Origin of the sequence: Brevibacterium sp. p3-SID960 (genome assembly GCF_025144725.1) — a bacterium.
Classification (GTDB): domain Bacteria; phylum Actinomycetota; class Actinomycetes; order Actinomycetales; family Brevibacteriaceae; genus Brevibacterium.
In genome coordinates this window covers 22,530-45,858 of record NZ_JALXKS010000021.1, presented here as the reverse complement: position 1 = coordinate 45,858, position 23,329 = coordinate 22,530, and the positions used below count along the sequence as shown (strand labels likewise).

Here is a 23,329-nt window from a genome sequence, read left to right as displayed (position 1 = left end):
ACACCCGCCTGCCGGCGATATGTCGGCAGGTTCCCGAGCGGCTACAGTGGGACAGCAGACAGCTGATGGAAAGGCGCCGATGACAGACGATCAGTGGCAGCGGGCAGAGGCCGGAATGCGGACTCCGCCCCAGGATCTCGATGCCGAGGAGTCGATCCTCGGCGGCATGATGCTGTCGAAGGACGCGATCGCTGACGTTGTCGAAACGCTGCGCGGCGAGGACTTCTACAAGCCGGCAAACGAGACGATCTACGACGTCATCCTCGACCTCTACGCCCGCGGTGAGCCCGCCGATGCAGTCACCGTCGCCAACGCCCTGCAGAAGGCCGGATCGCTTGCCCGGGTGGGCGGGGCGACGTATCTGCACACGCTCATCGCCTCGGTGCCGACTGCGGCGAACGCCGGCTACTACGCCCAGATCGTGCGCGAACGCGCGATGCTGCGCAAGCTGGTCGAAGCCGGCACCCGGATCGTGCAGATGGGCTACGACGCCGAGGGCGATACAGACGATCTGGTCAACCGCGCACAGACTGAGATCTACCAGGTCACCGAGCGGCGCACCGCTGAGGACTATGTGCGCCTCGGCGAGATCATGGAGCACACCGCCAATGAGATCGAGCGGATGGGCGAGCACGGCGACGACACCGTCGGCGTGCCGACCGGCTTCACCGAGTTCGATGACCTCACCAACGGCCTGCATCCGGGCCAGATGATCGTCATCGCCGCCCGTCCTGGTGTCGGCAAGTCGACGCTGGCCCTCGACATGGCTCGTTCGGCGGCGATCGCCGCGCGTCAGTGCACCGTCATCTTCTCCCTGGAGATGGGCAAGCAGGAGCTGTCGATGCGCCTGCTCAGCGCAGAATCCGGGGTGCCGCTGCAGAACCTGCGCCGTGGTGAGGTCTCCGAACAGGACTGGACGACGTTGGCGGCGAAGATGTCGCGGATGCACGATGCGCCGCTGTACATCGACGACTCGCCGAACATGGCACTGACCGAGATCCGCGCCAAGTGCCGCCGGCTCAAACAGCAGCACGACCTGCAGCTCATCGTCATCGACTACCTGCAGCTGATGTCCTCCGGCAAACGCGTGGAGTCGCGTCAGCAGGAGGTCTCGGAGTTCTCCCGGTCGCTCAAACTGCTGGCCAAGGAGCTCGAAGTCCCGGTCATCGCGCTCTCGCAGCTCAACCGGTCCTCTGAGCAGCGCACCGACAAGCGGCCGATGATCTCGGATCTGCGCGAGTCCGGTTCGATCGAGCAGGATGCCGATATGGTGCTGCTGATCCACCGTGAGGACATGTACGATCCGGAGTCCCCGCACGCCGGTGAGGCCGACATCATCGTCGCCAAGCACCGCAACGGCCCGACCGGCGAGATCAAGGTCGCCTTCCAGGGTGCGCGCTCGCGGTTTGCCAATATGCCGCACTGATGGTGTGAGGTTCAGGGGGCGATACACGGTTGAATCGTCGGGCCATCAAAGGAGGGAGTTGGGAAATTCCCAACTTGTCTCTACACTTGAATGATGGACTCCATCGGCGCACGTGTTGCTGCCGCTATGAACGAGCGGGGGCTGACACAGAAGCAACTGGCACAGGCCGTCGGCATTACCACCGACGGCATGTCGCGTGCCCTCAACGGCAAACGCGGATTCGCTGCCGTCGAGCTGGCAGCTATCTCCCGCACGCTCGATGCTGACCTCGACTACCTCATCACCGGTGAACCGACGACGGACAGCCGACTACCGGTCGCCGCACGGCACCGCTTCGATCACGAGACCAGGATCCGCAGCGTCGAACGCATTGCTGACGACGAGCAAATCCTGGACGGGATCCGGTTGGCATACGTGCAGGCAGGCGAGATCGCATCGTCGCCAGCTCTGCCGACGACGGTTGCGGAAGTGCGCGAACAGCTCGGGAAGGATTTTCCCCGGACCTTCGTGGCGGGTCTCGAAGCACTCGGCGTCGACGTCATTTCACTTCCTGAACTGTCAACTGCCTACGCTATGACCCTCAACGGGCGGCAGGTGATTGCCACCAACGCCTCCGGCAACTGGTTCTACGAGAACTGGTCCCTTGCTCATGAACTCGGACACCTTACACTCAAACACGAGGACGTCCGGCCCGATTCACCAGACGCAGGGCAGCGCGAGGCAGCTGCGCATGCTTTCGCTGCCGAGCTGCTGATGCCAGCTTCGGAGATGCGGGGCTCGGCCTGGGAGACGATGAATCCGACCGAGGTCGCTGATTACTTGTGGCGAAATGGCGTTTCGACAAAGTCGCTTCGCGTGCGTCTCGAGACACTCGGAATCACGCCGTCCCCTGAAGTGACGGCGGCTTTGGAGTTCACAACGCAGAAGGTGCTGCGGCGGTACTGGTCTGGAGGTGGAGCATATAACGGTGACGCCATCAGCGATCGGATGGAAGAAGCATCACAGCGTCGCTTTCCGGCTTGGCTGCGCAGCGCGCATCTGAAGCGAATCGAAGCCGGCATGCTGCACAAGGAAACACTGGCGTGGATGCTGGGAGTAGCCGCGGACGAACTTGAGATCGACGAACCTGCGCCGCCGTCGCTTTCCGATGATGAGCTGATGGATCTGCTGGGTTGATCCGCGCTCGTGAGTACATCTTGGTTCTTCTTTCACGACACCGGCGTCCTCATCAATTTCTCGCTCTGCGGCGAGATGGACCTGCTGGAGCAGATCCTCGGCCAGCGAGGCCGGTGGACCGGGACCGTCTCCATAGAATGTGAGCGAGTCGGACCGAAGCTATCGCTCCCAGATCCCGCCACGAGCAGCGAACGGATTCTCGGCGAACCGATCATGCCCCACGACGGTGAACATCAGCAGATTCGATCACTGCGGCAGCTGATGGCAGCACCGGGAGATCATCAGGACGAACACCTCGGTGAAGCAGAGACGCTCACGATCATCCGCAGCCGACAGCTCAAGGCGGTGTTCGTCACCGAGGACTACAATGCCCACCCTTTTGCAGATGGAACTCGGTGCATCGATACGTGGCAGCTGTTGCGCGTCGCGCTGAAGAGAGGTCTGACGTCTCGCGAAAATGTGCGTCGCTTCCGTGCCGTGCTGCTGGACAATGGCCGGATCTCTCTTCGCCGAAAGCCCGAGATCTTCCTTGAGCAGCGGTTCGAGAAATGGCTGGCCAGCACAGGCTGAAGCTGCCTGGTGCGATCTCGGCCGCCCACGTGGGCGCGGGGCGGGAGGTTGCAGCAGACTACTTAGCCGACCACTCCCGCACTGCTGCCCGAATGGCAGTCGAGCGATCCAGACCTTCGCGGTCGGCTCGTTCCATCAGCGCCGCCAGCTCTGCATCCGGCAAGCGTGTCAGAACCACCTGGGAAGTCTTCTCAACGCGGGCTGGCCTTCCCCACCGGCGATTCAGCTGGTCGACGTCGTAACCGGACTCCGCCTCGACCGGCCATGCTTGAACCTGCCCATCAGAGACTTCGCGCCCATTCGTGATGCGCTTCTTCATACGCACAATCGTATGACGTACAACGGACGGAGGGCTCCCACGCGCTGGCCCTTGGATGGACAGACGGCGGCGTACCCGGTGGCATCTCCACTGACGCGTGAAACCACCCACCCGAAACAACGACTGCTGTCGCTGAAAGGAAGCGGGTGTTCAGCAGAGCTCATTCATGGTGGACCGTAAGCTGAAGATCACAGTCGTGGTGGTCGACGCCAGGCTCGGCAGTGTCGAGATAGTCGATCACCTGTGCAGAGGCGTGGGCCAGATCGCTGACCTGTGTGATCCGGTCTTCGTCGATCTCGAGTTCCCAGCCTCCTGACCACGGGCGTGCTGTGACCGCAATGGTGGTCATCGTCAAACTCCTTGCGCTCCCCCTCTGGCGACTGACATCGAGTTTATATAAGAGAATCAGGTCAGATCTAGATGTCCGGTTGCGCCGTCGTGAGTCCCTGATACGACTGACCGTGCGGTCCTGTATACGCGACAGGCGTCTCGTCGACCGTGAGCACGAACCGACCTTTGGCCTGCTTGGCGATGGGCTCATCAAGTTCCGGGAACACGCCTGCGCCTTCGTTGCTGATCCACACCATTGAGGGCTGCGCAGCCATCGAATCGGCAAACCTTCGGCGGGATTCTGCATCCACGTAGGCGAGCACCGCTGAGTGAAACACGACGACGGTCGCTTCTGCCGGAGCCTCGGTGATGAGGGAATCGAGGTCGGTGAGCAGATCCCCGGTGGCAATCCGCGGTGGTTCTGCGGCGACGATCTGGGAGGCTGCCCGCAGTCGTTGCCTTCGTGCCTCGTGCTCGGGCCAGATGAGAGACTCCAGCCATCGCATATCCGACTCGCTGGTGACGTCGAGCGGGTTGAGATCAAGGCCAGCCCGCCACTCCACCTCGGGAACGGAGTTGGGAACCGGAGCACCGGAGATCGTGCACGGCAGCACCACCGAGCTGGGGCCACCCGGCGGGTCGACGCGTACAGTACCGGCGTCGGTGCAGTAGTCGTAGCTGTATCGGTCCGGATACAGACACAGTCCCGCCGACGCCCCAACCTCGATGAGCGCCAACGGACCTGGGATCTGTGTCAGCACCGGCAGCAAGGTGGCGCACCGGCTCGCCTCATTCGTCTGCGTAGCGTGAGACAGCATCACCGCGGTGACGGAATCCCAGTGGGAGATCAGCCACGACCGGAGATCGGCGTTCGACACTGCTGTGCACCCGAGATGACGGGCCGCGGCGAAGAGCAGGTTCGGTTGGCGCTTATCAGCCGGCCGGTTCGCAAGACGGTCGAGCAACATCGGATCGTCGGCGATCCCATTGGCCCAGTCTTCGTAGATCGGGGAGACATCGCGAGCCTGGTAGTGGGCGAAGCTGCGGTAGATCCTGGCTGTCTCGCCAACCACGGAATCGGGCACTGAGGACATGCCGACAGACTACGTGACCACCCTGGCGACATGGCCGGAAACGGGCAGACGGATAGACTCTTTTCACAGCGGCGATTCAAGGGAGAGGCCGACATGGAGTGTTCAGATGAGGACGTAATGGCTCTTTGCAAGCTCATCAAAGAAGAGCTGGGCACCGATGAGCAGAAGTGGTTCCAGCCTGATGGGTATGGCTGCGTTGCCTTGTCCGTCATCGACGCGATCTACTCGACCGGCAACCATTATTCAGGTGTTCTGAACGTTGTTTCTCGGTATCGTGCGCGACGCTCCAGTGAGAGCGGCAGCTGCGATGAAGAGAGGTGCGAGGACACTGCGTCGGACTTGGTGGAGGCCTTCGACCGGTGGGGAGGAATCGAAGGATTCGTTGAAGCAACCGCGAATCGCTGGAAGACCTCGTCGAAGAAGGGCGCTCCGTACAAGGCATACGCGGTGTATGAGGCCGCCAAAATTCTGAAAGAGCATGGACTCGAAACGCCGCACGACTTGAAGGAGCAATTCTCCTGTCGTGAGAGTCGCGAAAAGTCAGACGTTACCCGCGAATGGAAAGGCATTACTGGTCAGCGCAGCGGCCTGACGTGGCATTACTTTCTCATGCTCATCGGAATTCCTGGGGTCAAGGGCGATCGAATGATCACCAGTTACGTCTCACGGGCGCTATGGAACCGCCATGTTTCGCCGACTGAAGCCTCCCGGCTCGTTGAAAGAGCCGCAGACGAACTGAACCTCGCATACGGCCGACTCGATCATGCAATGTGGCGAAAGGAATCGGGGCGCGACTTCATCGACGATTCGGCCCAGAAGTCGATGACGTGACCACCGCCTCGGCGGCGGCTTCCTCCCTCGTTACCCGAGTTCCACTATCAGCACACCGGTTGCCACGAGCACGATGCCCAATCCCATGACCCAGGTGAGCGGTTCGCGGAAGAGCAGGTGGGACAGCACCGCGGTCAGCGCGACGCCGCAGGCCGCCCAGATGCCGTAGGCGACGGCCAGATCCATGCCGTTGGCGAGGGTGAGCGACAGGCACGAGAATGCGATGACGTACCCGAGGCCGACCGCGGCGTACCAGATACGTCCGCTGGTGACGGCCATGCGCAGGCACAGGGTGCCGGCGACCTCGGAGACGATCGCGGCAGTGAGGAACACCCAGGCGATCATGCGGACCCCTCAGCGGTTTCAAGCCCTTCGACCGAGCGATTCGCGGCGTGAGCGCCGAGTTCGATGCACAGCACTCCGGCGATGATGACGATGATGCCCGCACCCATGAGCCAGGAGAACGGCTCGGCGTAGATGATGACTGAGAGCACCGCGGTGAGCGCGACCCCGAAAGCCGCCCACACGCTGTAGGCGACACCCAGGCTGATCCCGGCGCGCAGCACCCCGGCCAGGCATGTGAAGGCGATGAGGAATCCGGCCACCACTACCACGTAGAGCACCGGGTGGGTCAGCGCTCCCTTGAGCGACAGCGACCCGGACACCTCGGCGAGGATCGCGACGATAAGCAGCACCCAGCCGCGCGCTCGCCGCGGCGTCTCAGCAGTCCCGGCCACCGAACCCTCCCGTCATGTGCAGCGTCATCTCAGGTGCACAGCCCGGGCATCACACGCTCACCGGGCGGCAGCACCCGGGTCAGCTTAGCGGTTCGGCGTCGGCAGCGACAGCACCTATCAGACGCCGGCCGACGGGCTGCCGGGCGAGCCCGTCTGGCGCTCGCCGTAGACGAGGACGAACTCCTCGATCGCCTCGTGAGTCAGATGCGCGATGTCGGAACTGAGCTTCTCCTCCAGCAGCAGCTGTTCGGCGAGGAGTTCGGCGTGGGATTCGCGGGCTTCGTCCGCGGCTTCGATGAGGGCTTCGCGTTCATCGCCGTCGAGGTTCGGATCCCCGGCTGTGATGCGCAGGCACTGCTCGCAGCGGGCGACTTCGCGCCGGGACTGCTCAGCCGCGTCGGTGAGGTCGTTGAGGATGGATTGGTTGTCGAGACAGTCTTCCCATTGGATCTGCGGCGTCATGGCTTTCACCTTTCTCGCTCCCCGGCCCAAGCATAAACAACACCGCTGACATTCGGGCTGAGAATCGCTCATTCCCGCCTGTGAGTATCGGCCTGGCACACCAGCCGCGACCACTCGCGAGGGTGCGGAGTTCGCCGTCCGCCGCGCGACCGCTGGCGACCTTCCCGGTCGTCGCGCTGCTCGCCGACGACCCCGGTCAGCTCCTCCTCGTCATCGAAGCTCCTGGCCCCGCGCCCGAGGTGGCGGGCACCTGCCAACAGACCTTCATCCCCGGCATCTCCCGGCACGGCATGCTGCACGCCCGGATCGAAGCCGTGCGCATCCGTGCCGACCGCAGCGGACAGGGCCTGGGGACGGCGCTCTTCAGGTGGGCGATCGCCCATGCCCGCTCCTGCGGCTGTGGTCTCCTCCAGCTCACCACCGATCGCTCCCGCACTGATCGCTCCCGTGCCGCCGCCCACCGCTTCTACGACCGCCTCGGCTTCACCGCCAGCCACACCGGCTACAAGCTGCTGCTCACCTGACCTGGCCACCTCACCCGAAGAGACGACCGTGCCCGAGGCGGGACCCACCTCGGGCGCGGGTCTCATGAACACAGCACGATCGGGTCGCCCATGAGCGTGCGGATGAGTGCGGGTCACGGGGTGACCGGCGCATCGGATCCGGTGTTGCCGGTCTTGCCGACGATCGCACCGGCCTTGACCTTGTCACCGGGCTTGACGTCTCCGGCGCTGAGGCGGCCGTAGGAGCGGTACATCGCCTCACTGCCGATCTCGCCGTGCTTGACGACAACGCCGTTGCCGGTGTGGTGCTTGAGCGCTGAGGTCGGGTTCGTGGCCTGGCCGGTGTCTCTGGCCGGTCGTCAGACAGGGGCCTAGACTCCAAGGCATGCGCATCTTCACCGACGCCGATATCCGCACCCACCTGACCCCGCGCCTGGCCGTCGACACGATGTGCGCCGCGCTCGCCGCGGATGGCCGCGATGAGCTCGCCTGCCCGCCCCGGCTGCGCGCACCGCTGCAGGCGGCTGGGCTCGATGCCGGCACCCTCGTCATCACAGCCGGTGCGACGACCACGCATCTGGGGTACCGGTCTTATATCCGCGATCGACAGCTGCCCGGCGGGGCAGAAGAAGAGCAGCTCGTCACGGCCTTCAACCGGCTGACCGGCGCGCTCGAAGCGATCGCCGTCGGCACCCTGCTCGGCAACCGCCGCACCGGCGCACTCGGGGGTGCGGCCGCCCGCTATGTCGCAGGCGATGGCCCGCACCGGGTCGCGCTCATCGGGGCCGGCCGACAGGCCGCCCAGCAGCTTTGGGCGCTGGGCGCAGTCGTCGGGATCGAGGACGTACGCATCTACGCGCCGACCCTCAAACGCCGCGCTGAACTGGCCGAACATGCCGCCACCAGCTACGGGCTCACCGCCACGGCCGTTGAGACCGCCGAAGAGGCGGTGCGCGCGGCGAGCATCGTCATTCTCGCCACCACCTCCCACATCCCGGTCATCGACACCAGCTGGCTTGCCGAAGACTGCCTCATCTCCACGCTCGGGCCGGCCACCGCCTCGGGCTCGGAGATCCCCGACGATCTGCTCACCGGTGCCTACGTCGTCACTGACGCCCGCGACCAGCACCTGGCCGACCCCGCGGCGTTGCTGCCGCCCGGCGGGGCCGAGGCGATCATCCCGCTCGGACAGATCGCCAACAGCGAGGTCCGCCCGCGCACCGACGGCCGCCGCGTCTACCTCTCCCGCGGCTTAGCCGGAACCGAGGTCGCCCTCCTCACCGCGCTCGCCGACGCGGTCGACGGCTGAGACCTACTCGTCGGCGCCGCAGAAAACGACCCCGCGGTGGCGTCTGATACCAGGCGGGGCATCTGCCAGGTCTGAACATCCGCGCTGACCAGCGGCGGGGCCTCGGGTAATGTCGTGAGCAAACACCAGTATGGAGAAGGACAGTGGTTCGGACATGTCGATCACCAAGACTGCTGATTTGGAACTCACCGAAGAGTTCACCGAGGCGCTGTCGCTGCTCTCTGCTGGCGAGAGCGTGTTCCTGACTGGTCGCGCTGGCACTGGCAAGTCCACGCTTGTCCGCGAGTTTCTTGCTCGAACCGACAGGAACGTGGTCGCTGCTGCGCCAACGGGGATAGCGGCGCTCAATGTCGGCGGTTATACAATTCACCGCCTGTTCGGGTTCTGGCCTGGGGTGACCGTGGACTCGGTGCGAAGTGGCAGCTACTATCCCGGACTTTTCGCCTCGGTCCTGAAATCTGTCGACACTATCATCATCGATGAAGCTTCGATGATCAGGGCGGACCTCTTCGACTGCATTGTCGAGGCACTCGAGCGATTCGGTCCTCAGCCGGGGATGTGGTTGGGCGGAGTGCAGCTGGTGCTTGTTGGGGATCTCTTTCAGCTGCCTCCGGTCGTGACGGACGGAGAGATTGAGTACTTCCAAAGCCATTACCCGTCCGCCTATTTCTTCGATGCGCGATCTTTCGATCGCTTTAGGTTCACCACCGTCGAGCTGACGAAGGTTTTCCGCCAAACTGGCGATGTGAACCTGTTAGAGATCCTCAATGCGGTGCGAGACGGGTCTCTGCTGTCGAACACTTTGGATAAGCTCAACGAGCACGTCGTTGAGGGCTTTGAACCGCCAGTTGACGAGGATTGGCTGACGCTGACGACGACGAACCGCATCGCCAACGCCCGCAACCGTAAGATGCTGGAGCAGCTGCCTGGGCCTGAGATCGTCAGCGAAGCGCAGTACACGGGTGAAACCGAGGGCTTCGATCCGCCGACGGAGGATCGGCTGCCGTTGCGCGTTGGTGCACAGGTCATGATGCTGACGAATGAACCTCGCGGCGCATGGGTCAACGGGACGATCGCAACAGTCGTAGAAGTCGCTGAGGAGACGGTCGAGGGCCTGGGCGGGGCTGAAACCGAAGTTGTCGCCACCGTCAGAGTCCCCGACGGAAGCTCGTACCGCGTGACCCCGCACTCATGGGAGATCAAGCGGCCGCAGGTCGAGGGCGGTTCTTTGGTCTACGAACCTGTCGGCCGCTTCCGACAACTTCCAATGCGCTTGGCGTGGGTGATTACTATCCACAAGAGCCAGGGTCAGACGCTGAAGCGGGCAGTTATTGATGTCAGCGGTGGCACGTTCGCCGACGGTCAGCTCTATGTTGCGTTGAGCCGGTTGACGGATTCGGCAGGGCTGATCCTCGCCCGTCCGATCAAGCCCCGAGATCTGCGGGTCAGCAACGCTGTGCGTCGCTTCCTCGCGGAGGAGACCGATGTCCCCATTACTCAGGGCCGGGCTTACATCGGTGCGTGTTTCGTTGGCGATGCCGGCCGGATGTATCAGCCCAGACCGGTCGAGATCGCCGTCATCACCGATGACGGACAGGAACTGACGACTCTCATCAACCCAGAACGCGATCTGGGCACAGCCCGACAGGACTTCGGCATCACAGCCTCCGATGTCCAACTGGCGCCGACTCTCGCCCAGGCGTGGCCGGTGCTGGCCTCCGCTCTCGATGGTCTGACCCCGGCAGGTCCGGACATCGATCGCACGATGTCGTACATCGACTTCGAAATGAAGCGCAATGGAGTCGTTGCACATATCCCAATGGGGGACGACCTCGATCGGGATCTTGAAGATGAAGATGAGCGCCTGTTGAGCGCTGCAACAGCGCTCGATCGAGCTAGAGCTGTGCAGAAGATCATGGAAGGAGATCAGCTTGACGCCGGCAGTGGCGTTTTCCTCGCCGAGAGTTCCGCAGACGGGTTCCTGAAACCCCGGCCAAGCCACACAGCGGATGAAACATTCCTCGTGCAGGTTGCGGACGCGGATTCTGACCACGTCGAGGTGCTTGCAGGTCTTTTGTCGGCACGCACCGAGGCCGTCGCGTCATCGGCAACGGCGGCATCGGTGCTTGCCGAAGTGAACCGCATGGCAGGCCGCAGCACCGAAACAAATGGCGTGAAGGAGCACCATCAGATCGGCGACGTTCTCACCGATGGGGTCCGGGTCTGTTTCTCTGGTTCAGCTGTCGACCCTGCCGGAAACCTGGTCTCGAAGTCTGAGCTCGCCGCACTCGCGGAAGCACGCGGTCTTGCGGTTGTCTCCAGCATGACGAAGACAAAATGCGACGTGCTGGTCACCGCTGAGGAAGGTTCACAGTCGAACAAGGCGAAGAACGCTGTGGCTTGGGGCAAACCGATCTTCACAGCGAATCAGTTCTTCTCGTGGCTTGCCGGTGAAAGTGAGGTCGGAACACCAAGTGCCTTCACTGTCGACGTTTACATTCGCCCCGTCACCGCCGGACGAATGGTGCGAGAGGCAGCTGATGCTGAGCAATCAGCGACGATTGCCGCCCACGCCGCCGAAGGACACGCCCCGTCAGAGGCGGCATCGGCAGCAGTTGCGGAATCTTCCGCAGAGCCCGTGATCAGTCGAGACGATGAACGCGATGATCTCATCGCCGAGGATGCTAAGCCAGAGGACGGTGCCTCTCGCTTCGAGCCGACTGCGGCCGATACGGACGGCCAGCCCGGTACCCCAGCACAGCTGAAGCGCGTCACACCCGAACCACAGGGGCGGGAAACCGCGGCTGCGCTCCTAGCCGCCGAATCGCGGGTCGCATTCGTCGGCATTGCAGCACACCCTGACACTGGAGGGCGCCTCACCCGCGCAGACCTCGTCGAGCTGGCCGAGGACAGAGGTCTGGTAGCGGTGCAGTCGGTCACTCGCACAGGATGCGATGTCCTCGTGCAGGCCGCTGCCAAGCCCGGTTCGCTGCAGATCGAGCAGGCTGAACGGTACGCAGTACCGATCCTCGCGTTCACCGACTTCTGGGAATGGGCGCAGACTGTGCCGGATGAATCTCAGTCGGGAGGCGACCTGGACAGACAGGCAACCCCAGCCGAGCCAGCCGCCCAGAACCTCACCGAGGCCTCGGAAGCACCGTCCCCGCCAGCGGTGTCCCCGCTCGCGGCAGCTACGCCCCGGCCACCTTCTGCTCCACAGGCTCCGGCGGCGCCGCTGATCGGTCCGCAGCCGAGGGCGCCTCAATGGGAGACCAACCGGCAGGCGCTGAATGAGACCGGGTCAACGCCTCAGACATGGCAGAACCCGACCGCACCACCACCGCAGACATATGACCCATCCAACGGAGCCCGAAAAGCCGCGAAGCCAGCGTGGCGTCTGCACGTCATCATGGGCGTCATTCTCATCGGAACGATCATCGGCGGGTTCATGCTCACAGCCGCAGCAGGACTCATCCATGTCGCTGCCGGCGCGATTGTCTTGCTGCTGTCGATACTCGCACTACCCGTGATCATCGTGACCTGGATCGTGCTGGGCATCCGGCAGCACAGACGGCGAACGTCTCTTAGATGAAGTGAGGCTGCATGCCAGTTGCCACCCAAAAGCGCCCCCGCGGGAACGGCTGTGACCGGGCCGGTGGCATAGGCTGAGGCCGTGAACGTCTCAGTCGCACTGTTCGTCTTGGAGCTCGTCGGCGTCTTCGCCTTCGCGATCTCGGGCAACCTGCTCGCCGCGCGCAAGGACTTCGACATCACCGGCGGAGTGGTGCTCGGCTACCTCGCTAGCCTGGGCGGCGGCATCATCCGCGATGTCGTCCTCGGTGAGGTGCCGACGTCCCTGCGCGAGCCGATCTACCTGCTCATCCCGCTGCTGGCTGTCCTCGTCGTCTACTTCATCGGCCGGCACACCGAACGCGCCCGGTTGCCGATCGTCATCTTCGATGCCGCCGGCCTCGCGCTGTTCTGCACCACCGGCACGATCATCGCCTTGGAGCACGGCATGAACGTCTACGGGTCGATCATGCTCGGCATCATCACCGCCGTCGGCGGCGGTCTCATGCGCGATGTCGTTGCCAACGAGATCCCGGCCGTGTTCTCCGGCTCCGAGCTCTACATCATCCCCGCCTTCTGCGGCGCCCTGCTGGCACCACTCGGCCAGCAGACGAGCATCTGGAACGTGTGGGTGACGATTGCCGCCGCCAGCGTCGTCTTCGCCTTCCGGCTCACCGCCTGGTTCCGCGGCTGGCGGGCCCCAGGCAGCATCCGCGGATGGAGCTACCGCGGGGTAGGCGCGGGCATGAAGCGCACCGCCTCAGCCTTCCGCGCACCGGTCCGCCGGGCCACGGAAACCGCCCGCGAGGTCGCCCGCGAGGTCATCGACGAGGTCACATCCGAGGGCACCACCGCCTCGGGAACGGACACCGCGCCCGAGGCGGGGGAGACCGGCGACGATGGCCGCCCACCCAGCGCAGGCAGGTGACGTCCCCGCGGGGCGCGTCGCAGGATCAGCTCAGCTCCTCGAGCGTGTCGTCGAGCGCTGCGAAGAACACCTTGGCTTCGGCCTCATCGAAGACCAGCGGTGGGCGGATCTTAAGCACATCGGCACCCGGTCCCGAGGCGGAGATGAGCACGCGGCGCTGCCGCAGCCCGTTGACGATCGCCGCAGCGGTCTCAGCCGGTGGCCACTCGCTGGACCCGCGCACATCGACGCCGACGAACAGCCCGGCCGCCCGCACATCACCGAGCAGGTCGGTGCGCTCGGCACGAACGGCTAAGCCGTCGGCGAGCACCTGCCCGAGCTGCTCTGCATGCCGGGCCAGCAGCGACCCGGTGATGACATCGAGGACTGCCTGGGCTGCCGCGATGCACACCGGATTGCCGCCGAAGGTGTTGAAGTAGCGCACGCTGGTGCCGAACGCATCGGAGATCTCCCGCCGGCTGACGACCGCCGAAATCGGCATCCCGTTGCCCATCGGCTTGCCGAGCACAACGAGATCCGGCGTGAGTCCGTGCCGCGAGAACCCCCACATCGTGCCGGTGCGCCCGAACCCGGGCTGCACCTCATCGGCGATGACACACCCTCCGAACGCCCGAGCCACATCCGCAGCAGCGGCTAAGCCGCCCACCGGTTCGGGCAGCACCCCGTCGGAGGAGAAGATCGAATCGAAGATCACCGCAGCCACCCCGTGCCCGCGCGCCTCCAGATCGGCTGCTGCCGCCCGTACCTCGGCGGCCAGCCTCTCCACGCTCATCCCCGGACGCATGTCGACAGTCGCCACCGCCTCGGCGACGGGGTTGTTGACCCCCAGGCTCGGCGACAGGCTCGCCGCCAGCGCGGTCGTGCCGTGGTAGGCGTGCGCGGAGACGATGACACCCTCACGCCCGGTGGCGAACCGGGCCATCCGCACCGCCAGATCCACCGCCTCGGATCCGGAGCAGGCATAGGTGACCTGGTCCAGCGCCGCCGGGAAGGTCTCCAGCAGGGCCTCGGAGTAGTCGAGGATCCCCTCGGTCAGATACCGGGTGTGCGTGTTCAAACGCGACAGCTGCGCGGTCACCGCCTCGGTCACGGCCGGGTGCGCATGCCCGATCGCCGGGACGTTGTTGTACATGTCCAGGTGGGGGCGGCCGGTGGAGTCGTACAGCCATGCGCCTTCGGCGCGCACCACTTCGAGCGGCTCCCGGTAGAACAGCCGGTAGCTCGATGACAGCGCGGCGTCGCGCCGGGCGAGCAGGGCAGCCGTGCGTGCCGGCACCTCGGCAGCGGATTCGGGATCGAAGGCGTTGGCCATGTGCATCTGCGCCATGGCCCCAGCGTCCCACATCCTCAGCCCGAACGGTACAGATTCCGCCGGTCCGAACAGATACCCTGAACATATGAACCGGCCGCTGCACGCGCTCACCGCCGCAGAGCTCACCGAGATCTGCCGCACCCACTTCGGCATCGACGCCGAGGTCGGCGAGTTCCTGCCCGGTGAGATCGCCATCAATGTCCGCCTGCACGCCGCCGGCCGCGACTACGTGCTCAAGGCCGAATACCCCACCCGCACGATGGGCCCAGGCCACATCGACTGGATCACCCGCGTGCAGGAGACCGCTGCCCGGGCCGGCCTGCCGGTCGCCGGCCAGGTGCCTGCCCGGACGGACGCCGCCGCCGAGGCGGGGGTCGCCGCGACGGGGGTCGCCGAGGCGGGTCTCACCCGGTCGGGGGAAGAGCACCGGCCTTTCGTCGCCAGCGTCGACGTCCCTGCGGGGACGCAGCCGGCGCTCATGCGCATCCAGGAGTACCTGCCCGGCCGGGTGGCTGCTGGCGCGCACCTGCCCGAGGACTACCCCGCCCAGGTGGGCCGGACGGCCGCCGAGGTGGTCAACGCACTGGCGGGCATGACCGGGGAACCCGGCCCCATGGTGCACCCCTGGTCGTTCGAGACCACCGGTGCCAACGTCCTCTTCGCCTGCCAGCGCATCGCCAGCCTCGAAGCCGCCGGCCAGGTTGCGGCCGAGCTCAGCGGCCAGCTCTCCGGCGACCTCGCCCTCGCCCGGGCGGCCGCGCAGCGCTTCGAGGCCGACATCGTCCCGCAGCTGGACGGGCTTGAGAGGCAGGTCGTCCACCAGGACCTCAATGACTTCAATCTGCTCGTCGCCGACGGACAGATCAGCGGGATCATCGACTTCGGCGATGCGCGCACTGCCCCGCGCGTGGCCGAGCTGGCGATCGCGGCGGCCTATACGATGCTCGGCACGGACCGGCCGCTGACAGCGCTGCGCCAGGTCGTGGCCGCCTATCAGACCGCTGCCGCCGGCACGCCCGCCGAGCTGACGGACACCGAGCTCGGCCTCATCGAGCACGCCGCGTTCACCCGGCTGTGCCTCAATGCCTGCATCTGGACCTCCCGCACACTCACCGCCCGGCCCGATGATCCGCGCGCCGCCTACGGGCGGGAGCGGATGAAGCGCACCTGGCCGGTGCTGCGTGAGGTGCTTCGATGACCCCTGCTGTCGTGTCGCTGGCTCCGCCGCAGGGCTGGCAGGCAGCGCTGTTCGAGACGCTCGGCATCGAACTGTGGCGGATCCCCGTCGTCATCGTCTCCGCGATCCTCATCTACGCCGTCTTCGTCGTCCTGCTGCGGATCTTCGGTGCCCGCGTCCTCTCCGGCATCACGAGCTTCGACGCTGTGGTCGCCATCATGGTCGGCGCGGTCGCCGGCCGGGTCATCATCGGCCACCCGCCGACGGTCTCGGCCGGTGCGATCGGGCTCGTCACCCTCATGTGCTTGGAGGCGCTGTTCGGGGCGCTGCGCAGTTCCCTGCCGATGCACCGGGCGCTGAACAACCAGCCGATCCTCATCGTTGCCCACGGCGCGATGCTCACCCGGGTGATGCGGCGCGTGCACGTCACCGCCGATGATGTGCAGATCGCCCTGCGCAGGGCGGGGCTGGGACGGCTGCAGGACGCCCAGTGTGTCATCCTGGAGCCGAGCGGGACTCTGAGCGTCATCCCCGTCGGCACGCCGGTCGACCGCACGATGATGCAGGGCGTCGACGAAGCCGATGCGCTGCGCGGGAACTGGACGAGCCCCGGCGGCAGCGGCAGGTTCGTCATCGAGGACACCGTGACCCCGCGAGGGGAGAGCAGGACAGGAGAAGAGAACGCATGAGCAACGAGATGAGCCGCAGGCGTATGGTGCGGCTGTCAGCCCTGGCCGGCGGTGCCGCCAGCATCGGCGGCACTGCAGCGCTGTCAGGCTGCTCGAGCGCCGACGACGACATCGTCGAGCCCTCGACCGTGGCCGCGGCCGAGGTGCCGGTCGGCTCAGGTGTCGTCGTCGACGACCGGTATGTCGTCGCCCAGCCGGCCGAGGGGGACTTCCACGCGTTCAACGCGATCTGCCCGCACCAGGGCTGCCTGGTGCAGACGGTGACGGAGGAGGAGATCATCTGCCCCTGTCACAGCTCCCGGTTCGACCCGAAGACAGGAGAACCGCTCTCCGGCCCAGCCGAAAGCGGCTTAGCCGCCGCGAAGATCACGCAGTCAGGCGATGAGCTGACCATCAGCATGACCGGAGACGCCTGAGGTCTCACCGCAGCGCCAGGACGACAGAGGCGACCGCGGCTGCGATGACGAGGACGGAGAAGATCGCCTCACCGCCGGCCGCGACGAGGTCCGAGCGAGCGCGCCCGGGACGCAGCCATGGCAGCTGCGGGCCGAGGCGTGCGGCCTCGAAGGCGGCGAAGACGACGGCCAGTGCTGCCGGCACCCAGATGAGATACGCCCAGCTGGGCAGGCTCACGAGCATCCACTGCATGATGAACACTGTGACGGCAGCGATGATGCCGACGAACAGCCCCATCCGCGAGACGGGGACATCCTGGCCGCCTTCTGCCACTGCGTGGCGCGCGCGGATGACGCGCCAGACGGCCTGCCCGGCGCAGGCGAGGATGAATGCGAGGAAGAAGATCGCGAAGATCGTGCTCATGACTGCTCCTTTCCGTCGATGAGGACGTCGAGTGCATCGTCGACCGAGCGACTCGTGTCCGAGAGCACGATGAGAGCCTCGCCCTCAGGGGTGAAGCCGACGATCGAGCTGAAGCCGCCGGTGCCGCCGTTGTGCAGTATCACGTGCTTCTCACCGGCATCCGGAACCCGCAGCATCCAGTTGAAGCCGATCTCCTGACCCTCGCGCAGCAGCGCATGTCGGGTCGTGGCCTGCTCCGCGCCGGCCAGCTCACCGGTCATCACCGCCTGCACGTAGCGGGTCATATCGGCCGCAGTCGAACGGATCCCGCCGGCCGGTGCGTTGGCGTTCATCGTCCACGGTGAGGCGGGGACGCCGCCGGCAGCGTAGCCGTGCGGAGCATCGGCGGCTAAGCCGTCGCGAGTGACCGGCAGATAGCTGTCGTACATGCCCAGCGGCTCGAAGATCCGCTCCTGCAGCAGGGTGGGGTAATCCGTGCCGGCCGCCTCGGCCAGGGCGAGCCCCAGCAGCGCGACTCCGTAGTTCGAGTATTCGCCATCGCCGGCATCCGGATCGACCGGCTTGGGCGCGTCGAGCGACTCCAGCCCGGCGAGAAGTTCGCTTTCGGAGGTTTGGTACGGGTCGGTGTGCAGCACCTGGGCGATGAGGGGTGTGAGCGGTCCGCTGGGCTCCTGGCGCGGCAGTCCCGAGGTGTGGGTCGTCAGCTGCATGAGCGTGATCTCAGCTGCCCCGCCGGCCTCGTCGCCGAAGATGTCGCCGAGCGTCGTGTCGAGGGTCACCTCCTCCTTCTCGATCGCCTGGCCGAGCAGCACGCCGGTGAAGGTCTTCGTCACCGAGCCGATCTCGAACTCGGTGTTCTCATCGGCGCCGAAGCCGGCGAACCGCGGCCCACCGCCGTCTGCGCTCAGCCGGGCGATCGCCACATGATGGCGCTGATGGGAGCCGAGGATCTCGATGATCTCCTCACCGAGCTCTGCGTCCCCGGTGCTGCCGCCGAGGCGCGGAAACAGCGGGGACAGGCCCGTGAGCAGCAGCGCCGCGGCGAGTGCGGCTGCGCCGGGCCACAGCCAGCGCCGCGGCGTGCGGGCGGTGTTCGGGTGCGCGGTGGGCGGGGTGCGGCGTGCCATGCGTGTGTCCTGTTCGTAGCTGACGGAGAACGGTGAGTCGGTGGCAGGGCGGCTCAGCCGACCGCGGCCATGATGATCGTGAGAACCGGGATGACGCGCTCGACGGGTATGCGCCACTGCCCGCGCTGCGGTGATTCGAGCCAGCCGGCGCTCGCCAGCTGCTGGAGGTGGTGGTAGATCTGGCCGGTCGAGCCGAAGACGCCGAGTTCGGACAGGCCCGTGACCGAAGTGGTGCCGCGGTAGATCTCCTGCAGCAGTCCCAGCCGCACCGGGTGGCCGAGGGCGTCGAGCGTGGTGGCCGCGGTGGTGAAGTCGAGGTCGTCGATGTAGCTGGCCGGCCGCCCGTACTGCCACGACACCGGACCGGCCGGGGTCTGCGGCAGATCACCGGCGAACACGATTCCGCCGGCCCCGCCCGTGGCCTGTTCGAGACCCTCGAGCGCCCACAGCGTGCTGCGCGCCGGATCCACCGCCGGCTTCGCCTCAGATCCGTGCGGTGCAATGGGGTCACCGGATGCTGGGTCGGCGGCAACGCTGGGCTGGCGTGCTTCGAGGACAGCGATGCGCTCTTCGAGCGCGTTGAGCCGCTCACGCAGTGCATCGGGAGCAGAATCGGTCATGCTCCAGTTATATAAGAAATACGGAATTATTGAAAGTATGGATTTATCGGCGGGGTCAAGCCCGTCGACGCTGGCACCCGCACCGCCTGGGCCTGCCGCTACACTTGGGCGGTGATGTCTGATACCCCCGCAGGAGCACCAGAGCCGGACGAGGCGCCCAGCGCAGATGAGGCGCACAGCGCAGACGAGGCAGCCAGCCCCGCTGAGATCCGCGCCGGGCAGTCCGCCCGCGGCACGTGGATGTTCGCCCGCGGCGCCGCAGCGTTTCTCTTCGGCATCGTCACCGTGTTCTTCCCGCGTGAGCAGATCGGCGGCCCCGCCCAGCTCGCCCTGCGCGTCGACACCGCCGACTACCTGCTCATCACCTATCTCGTCGTCCAGGGTCTGCTCATCCTCGGCTTCGCCCGCGCCGTCACCACCTCCGCCCGCACACCTGTGCTCGGCCAGGCGGTCATCGTCATCCCGGCGATCATCTTCCTCTTCCTCGCCGAACAGCCCGGCCAGCTGCGCGCCGCCGTCGCAGTGTGGGCGCTGCTGCACGCCGCCTGCGAACTCTGGCTGTGGTCAATGGTGCGCAGCCTGCCGAGCTCCTCGGACTTCCTCATCGTCGGCGGCATCCACGCCCTCATCGGCATCATCATCGCCTTCGGCGACGATATGGGAGCACTGACCGTCATCGGCTTCACCGGCGCCGCCATGCTCGCCTCCGGCGTGCTCTACATGCTCGGCGGCTACTCCCGCCGCTCACAGGCCCGCCGCACCACCGCCTCGGGACCGGCCACCGACCCCGCCGCGAACCCCGATGCCTAGACTGGGCACATGAGCGACGCGACGAACCCACTGCCCGGCACCGACGACGCGACTGCCCGCGATAAGGCCGGCCGCCCGGCGATGAACTTCCACACCCGCAAATGGGTGCGGCCCGAAGACCTCAACGCCAACGGCACCCTGTTCGGCGGCTCGCTGCTGCGTTGGATCGACGACGAAGCCGTCGTCTACGCGATGATCCAGCTGGGCAACCAGCGGATCGTGACGAAGTTCATCTCCGAGATCAACTTCCTCGCCTCCGCCACCCAGGGCGACATCATCGAGATCGGGCTGGTGGCGGTGAAGTTCGGGCGCACCTCCCTGACGATGCGCTGCCAGGTCCGCAACATCATCACCGGCGAGATCATCCTCTCGATCGACAAGATCGTCTTCGTCGGCCTCGACGAGCACGGCCAGCCCGTCGAACACGGCTACGACACCGTCACCTACGAACGCGACCGCTTCCCCGACCACCTGCTCGGCAGGCGCTGAGACACCGGCGGCAGGCGGCCGTTCGCCTGGGCGTGGGCAAGCCACTACACTGAATGCGCTTTGCCCGCCGGGCGCGCCGCACCACCTGCACCACGAGGACACCATGACCGCATCTCTCGACCTGCTCGACTCCTGGGATCCCGCAGCCCCCACCTCGGGCCCGCTCGGCGACCTCGCCGAGGCCGCCCGCACTCTCGACGCTGAGCTGTTCGCAGAGATCGTCCGCCTGGCCCGCACCCCCAAGCTGCTCATCGCCACCGACTACGACGGCACCATCGCCCCGATCGTCGACAAGCCCACCCACGCCTACCCGCTGCCCATCAGCCTCATCAGCATGCGCGCGCTCGCCGCCCTGCCCGACACCAACGCCGCGGTCATCTCCGGCCGGTCCCTGCGCGACCTCGCAGCGATGTCGCGGCTGCCGCGTGAGGTCCATCTCGTCGGCTCCCACGGCTCTGAGACCGACATCGACGCCATCGACGCCCTCGACGCCGAGGCGAAGGCGGCGTTGAAGGAGCTGCAGCAGTCGGTGGCCTCGCTGGCGCGGATGGTGCCCGAGGCGCAGTTCGAGCTCAAACCCACGGGTGTGGCCGTGCACCTGCGCGGCCTCGACCCCGATGCCCGCGCCGTCGTCGAAGCCGGCATCGCGCAGATGGCCCGGCACGTCGCCGTGTCCGTCGTCCGCGGCAAGGAGGTCGCCGACCTCACTGTCGTCGAATCCACCAAGGGCGAGGCGCTGAATGGGCTGCGCGAACGCCTCGGAGCGGCCGCGGTCGTCTACATCGGCGACGACACCTCCGATGAGCGGGCCCTGGAGACCCTGACGAGCACCGACCTGGGCATCACGGTCGCCCCGCTCGATCGCCGCAAGGCCGTCTCCGGCCGCCCCTGCGTCGACACCGCCGCAAGCTTCCAGCTCGCCGACCCCGACACCGTCTCGCTCGTGCTCTCGAGCATCTTCGAGCTGCGCCGCTCCTGGCTGTTCGGCCAGACCGCCGTGCCGATCGAACGGCATTCGATGCTCGCGAACGGGCAGTCGACCGCGCTCATCGACCCCGGCGGCCGGATCTGCTGGATGCCGCACCCGCTGCCCCATTCGGCCTCCCTGTTCTCCGAGATCCTCGGCTCACCAGCCGCCGGCTACTACTCGGTCGCCCCAGCCACCGCCTCGGGCGCGGCCGGACGCAAGCAGAAATCGCTGACCCAGCGCTACCAGCGCGACACCGCCATCGTCGAGACCCGGTGGGCCGGGCTCACCGCCCGCGACTACCTCGCCCCGGTGCCCGAGGACAGCCTCGACACCGTGCTCGTGCGCGTGCTCACCGGCGACGCCGAGGCAGAGATCCGCTTCGCCCCGCGCCCGGACTTCGGCTCATACCCGATCCGGCTGGAGAAGGTCGGCGACGGTGTGCGGGTGCTCGGCACCTCGGAGCCGGTGATGCTCCACGCACCGGGAGTTGACTTCGACATCATCAGCGAAGACGGCTCCGACACCGCCGTCGCCCGCGTCGTGCCGACCACGCCGGAGCGCGCCAAACTCGTGCTGGTGCTCGTGTGCGGCGGGTCGTTCGCCGACACCGACTACCTGCTCGCCGGTGGAGAGTCCTTCGTGCGCCGGCGCGCGGCCGGCTACTGGCGCAACTGGGTCACCGGCCTCACCCTGCCCGAACTCAAGACCGACGAGGTCACCCGCTCGGCGATCACTCTGCGCGCCCTGTGCCACATGCCCACCGGCGGGGTGCTTGCCGCCGCAACCTCCTCCCTGCCTGAGGGGATCGGCGGCATCCGCAACTGGGACTACCGCTACTGCTGGCTGCGCGACGGATCGATGACCGTGCGCACCCTGCTGAGCCTGGGCTCCACCGCCGAGGCGGAGGGCTTCCTGGCGTGGCTGGCCGGGATCCTGGAGATGACGGTCGGGCCCGAGCAGCTCCACCCGCTGTACGCCGTCGACGGCTCTGCACTCACGACTGAGGCGGTGCTGGAGCATCTGCCCGGCTATGCCGGCTCGCGGCCGGTGCGGGTGGGCAACGCCGCTGAGCATCAGGTGCAGCTCGACGTGTTCGGCCCGGTCACCGAGCTGCTCGACGACTTCACCGCTGCCGTCGGCACGCTGTCGGAGGAGAACTGGAAGCTCACCTGCGATATGGTCACCGCCGTTGAGCGCCGCTGGCACGAACCCGACCACGGCATCTGGGAGGCCCGCCGGGCCCCGAAGCACAACGTGTACACCAAGGTGATGTGCTGGGTGACCGTCGACCGCGCGATCCGGATCGCCGAGCGGTTCGGCCGCACGATGCCCGGGGCGTGGCGGCGGCTGCGCGAAACCATCGCCGAGGACGTCATCACCCGCGGCTGGAACGAGAAGGTCGGCGCCTACACGGTGGCCTACGGCGAGGACGACCTCGACGCGGCCTGCCTGTTCGTCGGGCTCTCCGGCCTGCTGCCGGCTGACGATGAGCGGTTCATCGCCACCGTCGACGCGATCGAACGCGACCTGCGGGTCGGGCCGACGGTGTTCCGCTACCACTACGATGACGGGCTGCCCGGGCTCGAGGGCGGCTTCCACATCTGCACCACCTGGCTCATCGAGGCCTTCATCAAGGTCGGGCGGATCGCCGATGCCCGCGACCTGTTCCGGCGGCTCGACAACCTCATGGGGCCCACCGGCCTGTTCCCCGAGGAGTACGAGCCGATCGCCGAACAGCACCTGGGCAACCACCCGCAAGCGTACTCGCACCTGGGCTACATCCGTGTTGCCCAGCAGCTCGACGAGCTACTCGATGTGGCCTCCGATGCCGAACTCGACGACGACGGCCTCGACGAGGTCGACATCGACACCACCGCCTCGGGACCGGTATCATCAGTGTCATCATGATGTCAGCAACTGAGGCTATCGTTTGGGGCCGTCTCCGCTTCTGAGCGGCGGACCCTTCTTCGAATTCCCCATTCCCAGGTTTCGCCGCTCCGCTGTGACCAGCCGGGCGGAGACATTGAGCTGCCCGGACGCCAGACTTCTTCGGAGCGTCCC

24 protein-coding genes and 1 pseudogene are annotated in these 23,329 nt (G+C 66.3%); 14 read left to right on the top strand and 11 right to left on the bottom strand.

Annotated elements, in window-relative coordinates:
* Window positions 1–79 precede the first annotated feature (79 nt).
* From dnaB to M3B11_RS07955, 3 genes are all read left to right on the top strand, one after another.
* Window positions 80–1,426, top strand: a complete 1,347-nt coding sequence (gene dnaB / locus M3B11_RS07965) for a replicative DNA helicase (protein ID WP_165884014.1) — start codon at window positions 80–82, stop codon at window positions 1,424–1,426.
* 93 nt (window positions 1,427–1,519) lie between these two features.
* Window positions 1,520–2,602: an XRE family transcriptional regulator gene (locus tag M3B11_RS07960; RefSeq protein ID WP_259876774.1), complete on the top strand. Its 1,083-nt coding sequence runs from the start codon at window positions 1,520–1,522 to the stop codon at window positions 2,600–2,602.
* A 9-nt stretch (window positions 2,603–2,611) separates the two neighbouring features.
* On the top strand, window positions 2,612–3,172 hold the full coding sequence (locus M3B11_RS07955) for a hypothetical protein (protein WP_259876773.1): 561 nt from the start codon (window positions 2,612–2,614) through the stop codon (window positions 3,170–3,172).
* A 58-nt stretch (window positions 3,173–3,230) separates the two neighbouring features.
* Here M3B11_RS07955 and M3B11_RS07950 read toward each other — a convergent pair whose 3' ends face one another.
* From M3B11_RS07950 to M3B11_RS07940, 3 genes are all read right to left on the bottom strand, one after another.
* Window positions 3,231–3,491, bottom strand: a complete 261-nt coding sequence (locus M3B11_RS07950; RefSeq protein WP_259876770.1) for a ribbon-helix-helix protein, CopG family — start codon at window positions 3,489–3,491, stop codon at window positions 3,231–3,233.
* Between the two features lie 160 nt (window positions 3,492–3,651).
* Window positions 3,652–3,840, bottom strand: coding sequence for a hypothetical protein (locus M3B11_RS07945; protein ID WP_191725234.1), 189 nt, complete (start codon window positions 3,838–3,840; stop codon window positions 3,652–3,654).
* 67 nt (window positions 3,841–3,907) lie between these two features.
* On the bottom strand, window positions 3,908–4,915 hold the full coding sequence (locus tag M3B11_RS07940) for a DUF2332 domain-containing protein (protein WP_259876759.1): 1,008 nt from the start codon (window positions 4,913–4,915) through the stop codon (window positions 3,908–3,910).
* A 30-nt stretch (window positions 4,916–4,945) separates the two neighbouring features.
* Between M3B11_RS07940 and M3B11_RS07935 the strand changes: the two genes are divergently transcribed.
* Window positions 4,946–5,746 (top strand): hypothetical protein, encoded by an 801-nt coding sequence (locus M3B11_RS07935; RefSeq protein ID WP_259876757.1) that lies wholly within the window; start codon window positions 4,946–4,948, stop codon window positions 5,744–5,746.
* Between the two features lie 30 nt (window positions 5,747–5,776).
* On the opposite strand, the gene M3B11_RS07930 is transcribed toward M3B11_RS07935, so the two are convergent.
* The 3 genes from M3B11_RS07930 to M3B11_RS07920 form a co-directional block, all read right to left on the bottom strand.
* Entirely contained in the window at window positions 5,777–6,088 is a 312-nt protein-coding gene (locus M3B11_RS07930) for a multidrug efflux SMR transporter (RefSeq protein ID WP_259876790.1), read from the bottom strand.
* Window positions 6,088–6,483, bottom strand: a complete 396-nt coding sequence (locus tag M3B11_RS07925; protein WP_259876754.1) for a multidrug efflux SMR transporter — start codon at window positions 6,481–6,483, stop codon at window positions 6,088–6,090. The genes M3B11_RS07930 and M3B11_RS07925 overlap by 1 nt, the downstream gene beginning before the upstream one ends.
* A gap of 117 nt (window positions 6,484–6,600) precedes the next feature.
* On the bottom strand, window positions 6,601–6,945 hold the full coding sequence (locus M3B11_RS07920) for a hypothetical protein (protein WP_259876748.1): 345 nt from the start codon (window positions 6,943–6,945) through the stop codon (window positions 6,601–6,603).
* A 122-nt stretch (window positions 6,946–7,067) separates the two neighbouring features.
* On the opposite strand from M3B11_RS07920, the gene M3B11_RS07915 reads away from it, so the two are divergent.
* Window positions 7,068–7,469 (top strand): GNAT family N-acetyltransferase, encoded by a 402-nt coding sequence (locus tag M3B11_RS07915; protein WP_259876746.1) that lies wholly within the window; start codon window positions 7,068–7,070, stop codon window positions 7,467–7,469.
* Window positions 7,470–7,582: 113 nt separating this feature from the next.
* Here the strand turns inward: M3B11_RS07915 and M3B11_RS07910 are convergent.
* Window positions 7,583–7,744: pseudogene (locus tag M3B11_RS07910) on the bottom strand (peptidoglycan DD-metalloendopeptidase family protein); the annotation flags it as partial.
* A gap of 89 nt (window positions 7,745–7,833) precedes the next feature.
* On the opposite strand from M3B11_RS07910, the gene M3B11_RS07905 reads away from it, so the two are divergent.
* The 3 genes from M3B11_RS07905 to M3B11_RS07895 all read left to right on the top strand — a co-directional run bounded on the left by M3B11_RS07905 (window position 7,834) and on the right by M3B11_RS07895 (window position 13,255).
* Window positions 7,834–8,757, top strand: coding sequence for a hypothetical protein (locus tag M3B11_RS07905; RefSeq protein ID WP_259876743.1), 924 nt, complete (start codon window positions 7,834–7,836; stop codon window positions 8,755–8,757).
* 154 nt (window positions 8,758–8,911) lie between these two features.
* On the top strand, window positions 8,912–12,349 hold the full coding sequence (locus M3B11_RS07900) for an AAA family ATPase (RefSeq protein ID WP_259876730.1): 3,438 nt from the start codon (window positions 8,912–8,914) through the stop codon (window positions 12,347–12,349).
* An 81-nt stretch (window positions 12,350–12,430) separates the two neighbouring features.
* A complete protein-coding gene (locus tag M3B11_RS07895; RefSeq protein WP_259876728.1) occupies window positions 12,431–13,255 on the top strand; it encodes a trimeric intracellular cation channel family protein in 825 nt (274 codons plus the stop codon).
* Window positions 13,256–13,280: 25 nt separating this feature from the next.
* Here M3B11_RS07895 and M3B11_RS07890 read toward each other — a convergent pair whose 3' ends face one another.
* Window positions 13,281–14,582, bottom strand: coding sequence for an aspartate aminotransferase family protein (locus M3B11_RS07890; RefSeq protein WP_259876726.1), 1,302 nt, complete (start codon window positions 14,580–14,582; stop codon window positions 13,281–13,283).
* Window positions 14,583–14,652: 70 nt separating this feature from the next.
* On the opposite strand from M3B11_RS07890, the gene M3B11_RS07885 reads away from it, so the two are divergent.
* From M3B11_RS07885 to M3B11_RS07875, 3 genes are read left to right on the top strand one after another with little or no spacing between them, the layout of a single operon-like run.
* On the top strand, window positions 14,653–15,765 hold the full coding sequence (locus M3B11_RS07885) for a phosphotransferase (protein WP_259876719.1): 1,113 nt from the start codon (window positions 14,653–14,655) through the stop codon (window positions 15,763–15,765).
* Complete coding sequence (locus M3B11_RS07880; protein ID WP_259876714.1) at window positions 15,762–16,433, top strand: DUF421 domain-containing protein; 672 nt, start codon at window positions 15,762–15,764, stop codon at window positions 16,431–16,433. The genes M3B11_RS07885 and M3B11_RS07880 overlap by 4 nt, the downstream gene beginning before the upstream one ends.
* Window positions 16,430–16,849 carry a ubiquinol-cytochrome c reductase iron-sulfur subunit gene (locus M3B11_RS07875; RefSeq protein WP_259876712.1) on the top strand — a complete coding sequence of 140 codons (420 nt, stop codon included), beginning with the start codon at window positions 16,430–16,432 and terminating at the stop codon, window positions 16,847–16,849. Before M3B11_RS07880 ends, M3B11_RS07875 begins: the two co-directional genes overlap by 4 nt.
* Window positions 16,850–16,853: 4 nt before the next feature.
* On the opposite strand, the gene M3B11_RS07870 is transcribed toward M3B11_RS07875, so the two are convergent.
* The 3 genes from M3B11_RS07870 to M3B11_RS07860 are packed head-to-tail and all read right to left on the bottom strand — an operon-like array spanning window position 16,854 to window position 18,999.
* Window positions 16,854–17,252 carry a hypothetical protein gene (locus M3B11_RS07870; RefSeq protein ID WP_259876710.1) on the bottom strand — a complete coding sequence of 133 codons (399 nt, stop codon included), beginning with the start codon at window positions 17,250–17,252 and terminating at the stop codon, window positions 16,854–16,856.
* Complete coding sequence (locus tag M3B11_RS07865; protein ID WP_259876708.1) at window positions 17,249–18,379, bottom strand: serine hydrolase; 1,131 nt, start codon at window positions 18,377–18,379, stop codon at window positions 17,249–17,251. The genes M3B11_RS07870 and M3B11_RS07865 overlap by 4 nt, the downstream gene beginning before the upstream one ends.
* Window positions 18,380–18,432: 53 nt before the next feature.
* A complete protein-coding gene (locus tag M3B11_RS07860; protein WP_259876707.1) occupies window positions 18,433–18,999 on the bottom strand; it encodes a helix-turn-helix domain-containing protein in 567 nt (188 codons plus the stop codon).
* Window positions 19,000–19,113: 114 nt separating this feature from the next.
* Between M3B11_RS07860 and M3B11_RS07855 the strand changes: the two genes are divergently transcribed.
* The 3 genes from M3B11_RS07855 (at window position 19,114) to otsB (ending at window position 23,176) form a co-directional block, all read left to right on the top strand.
* Window positions 19,114–19,809 (top strand): hypothetical protein, encoded by a 696-nt coding sequence (locus M3B11_RS07855; protein ID WP_259876705.1) that lies wholly within the window; start codon window positions 19,114–19,116, stop codon window positions 19,807–19,809.
* Window positions 19,810–19,890: 81 nt separating this feature from the next.
* Window positions 19,891–20,298: an acyl-CoA thioesterase gene (locus tag M3B11_RS07850; protein WP_102162540.1), complete on the top strand. Its 408-nt coding sequence runs from the start codon at window positions 19,891–19,893 to the stop codon at window positions 20,296–20,298.
* Between the two features lie 103 nt (window positions 20,299–20,401).
* Window positions 20,402–23,176, top strand: a complete 2,775-nt coding sequence (gene otsB / locus M3B11_RS07845; protein ID WP_259876703.1) for a trehalose-phosphatase — start codon at window positions 20,402–20,404, stop codon at window positions 23,174–23,176.
* Window positions 23,177–23,329 lie beyond the last annotated feature (153 nt).

Coding starts and splice junctions, on each gene's coding strand:
- dnaB (WP_165884014.1), top strand. CDS start 80: ATGACAGACGATCAGTGGCAGCGGGCAGAGGCCGGAATGCGGACTCCG.
- M3B11_RS07960 (WP_259876774.1), top strand. CDS start 1,520: ATGGACTCCATCGGCGCACGTGTTGCTGCCGCTATGAACGAGCGGGGG.
- M3B11_RS07950 (WP_259876770.1), bottom strand. CDS start 3,491: ATGAAGAAGCGCATCACGAATGGGCGCGAAGTCTCTGATGGGCAGGTT.
- M3B11_RS07945 (WP_191725234.1), bottom strand. CDS start 3,840: ATGACCACCATTGCGGTCACAGCACGCCCGTGGTCAGGAGGCTGGGAA.
- M3B11_RS07940 (WP_259876759.1), bottom strand. CDS start 4,915: ATGTCCTCAGTGCCCGATTCCGTGGTTGGCGAGACAGCCAGGATCTAC.
- M3B11_RS07935 (WP_259876757.1), top strand. CDS start 4,946: ATGGCCGGAAACGGGCAGACGGATAGACTCTTTTCACAGCGGCGATTC.
- M3B11_RS07920 (WP_259876748.1), bottom strand. CDS start 6,945: ATGACGCCGCAGATCCAATGGGAAGACTGTCTCGACAACCAATCCATC.
- M3B11_RS07905 (WP_259876743.1), top strand. CDS start 7,834: ATGCGCATCTTCACCGACGCCGATATCCGCACCCACCTGACCCCGCGC.
- M3B11_RS07900 (WP_259876730.1), top strand. CDS start 8,912: ATGTCGATCACCAAGACTGCTGATTTGGAACTCACCGAAGAGTTCACC.
- M3B11_RS07890 (WP_259876726.1), bottom strand. CDS start 14,582: ATGGCGCAGATGCACATGGCCAACGCCTTCGATCCCGAATCCGCTGCC.
- M3B11_RS07885 (WP_259876719.1), top strand. CDS start 14,653: ATGAACCGGCCGCTGCACGCGCTCACCGCCGCAGAGCTCACCGAGATC.
- M3B11_RS07880 (WP_259876714.1), top strand. CDS start 15,762: ATGACCCCTGCTGTCGTGTCGCTGGCTCCGCCGCAGGGCTGGCAGGCA.
- M3B11_RS07875 (WP_259876712.1), top strand. CDS start 16,430: ATGAGCAACGAGATGAGCCGCAGGCGTATGGTGCGGCTGTCAGCCCTG.
- M3B11_RS07870 (WP_259876710.1), bottom strand. CDS start 17,252: ATGAGCACGATCTTCGCGATCTTCTTCCTCGCATTCATCCTCGCCTGC.
- M3B11_RS07865 (WP_259876708.1), bottom strand. CDS start 18,379: ATGGCACGCCGCACCCCGCCCACCGCGCACCCGAACACCGCCCGCACG.
- M3B11_RS07860 (WP_259876707.1), bottom strand. CDS start 18,999: ATGACCGATTCTGCTCCCGATGCACTGCGTGAGCGGCTCAACGCGCTC.
- M3B11_RS07855 (WP_259876705.1), top strand. CDS start 19,114: ATGTCTGATACCCCCGCAGGAGCACCAGAGCCGGACGAGGCGCCCAGC.
- M3B11_RS07850 (WP_102162540.1), top strand. CDS start 19,891: ATGAACTTCCACACCCGCAAATGGGTGCGGCCCGAAGACCTCAACGCC.
- otsB (WP_259876703.1), top strand. CDS start 20,402: ATGACCGCATCTCTCGACCTGCTCGACTCCTGGGATCCCGCAGCCCCC.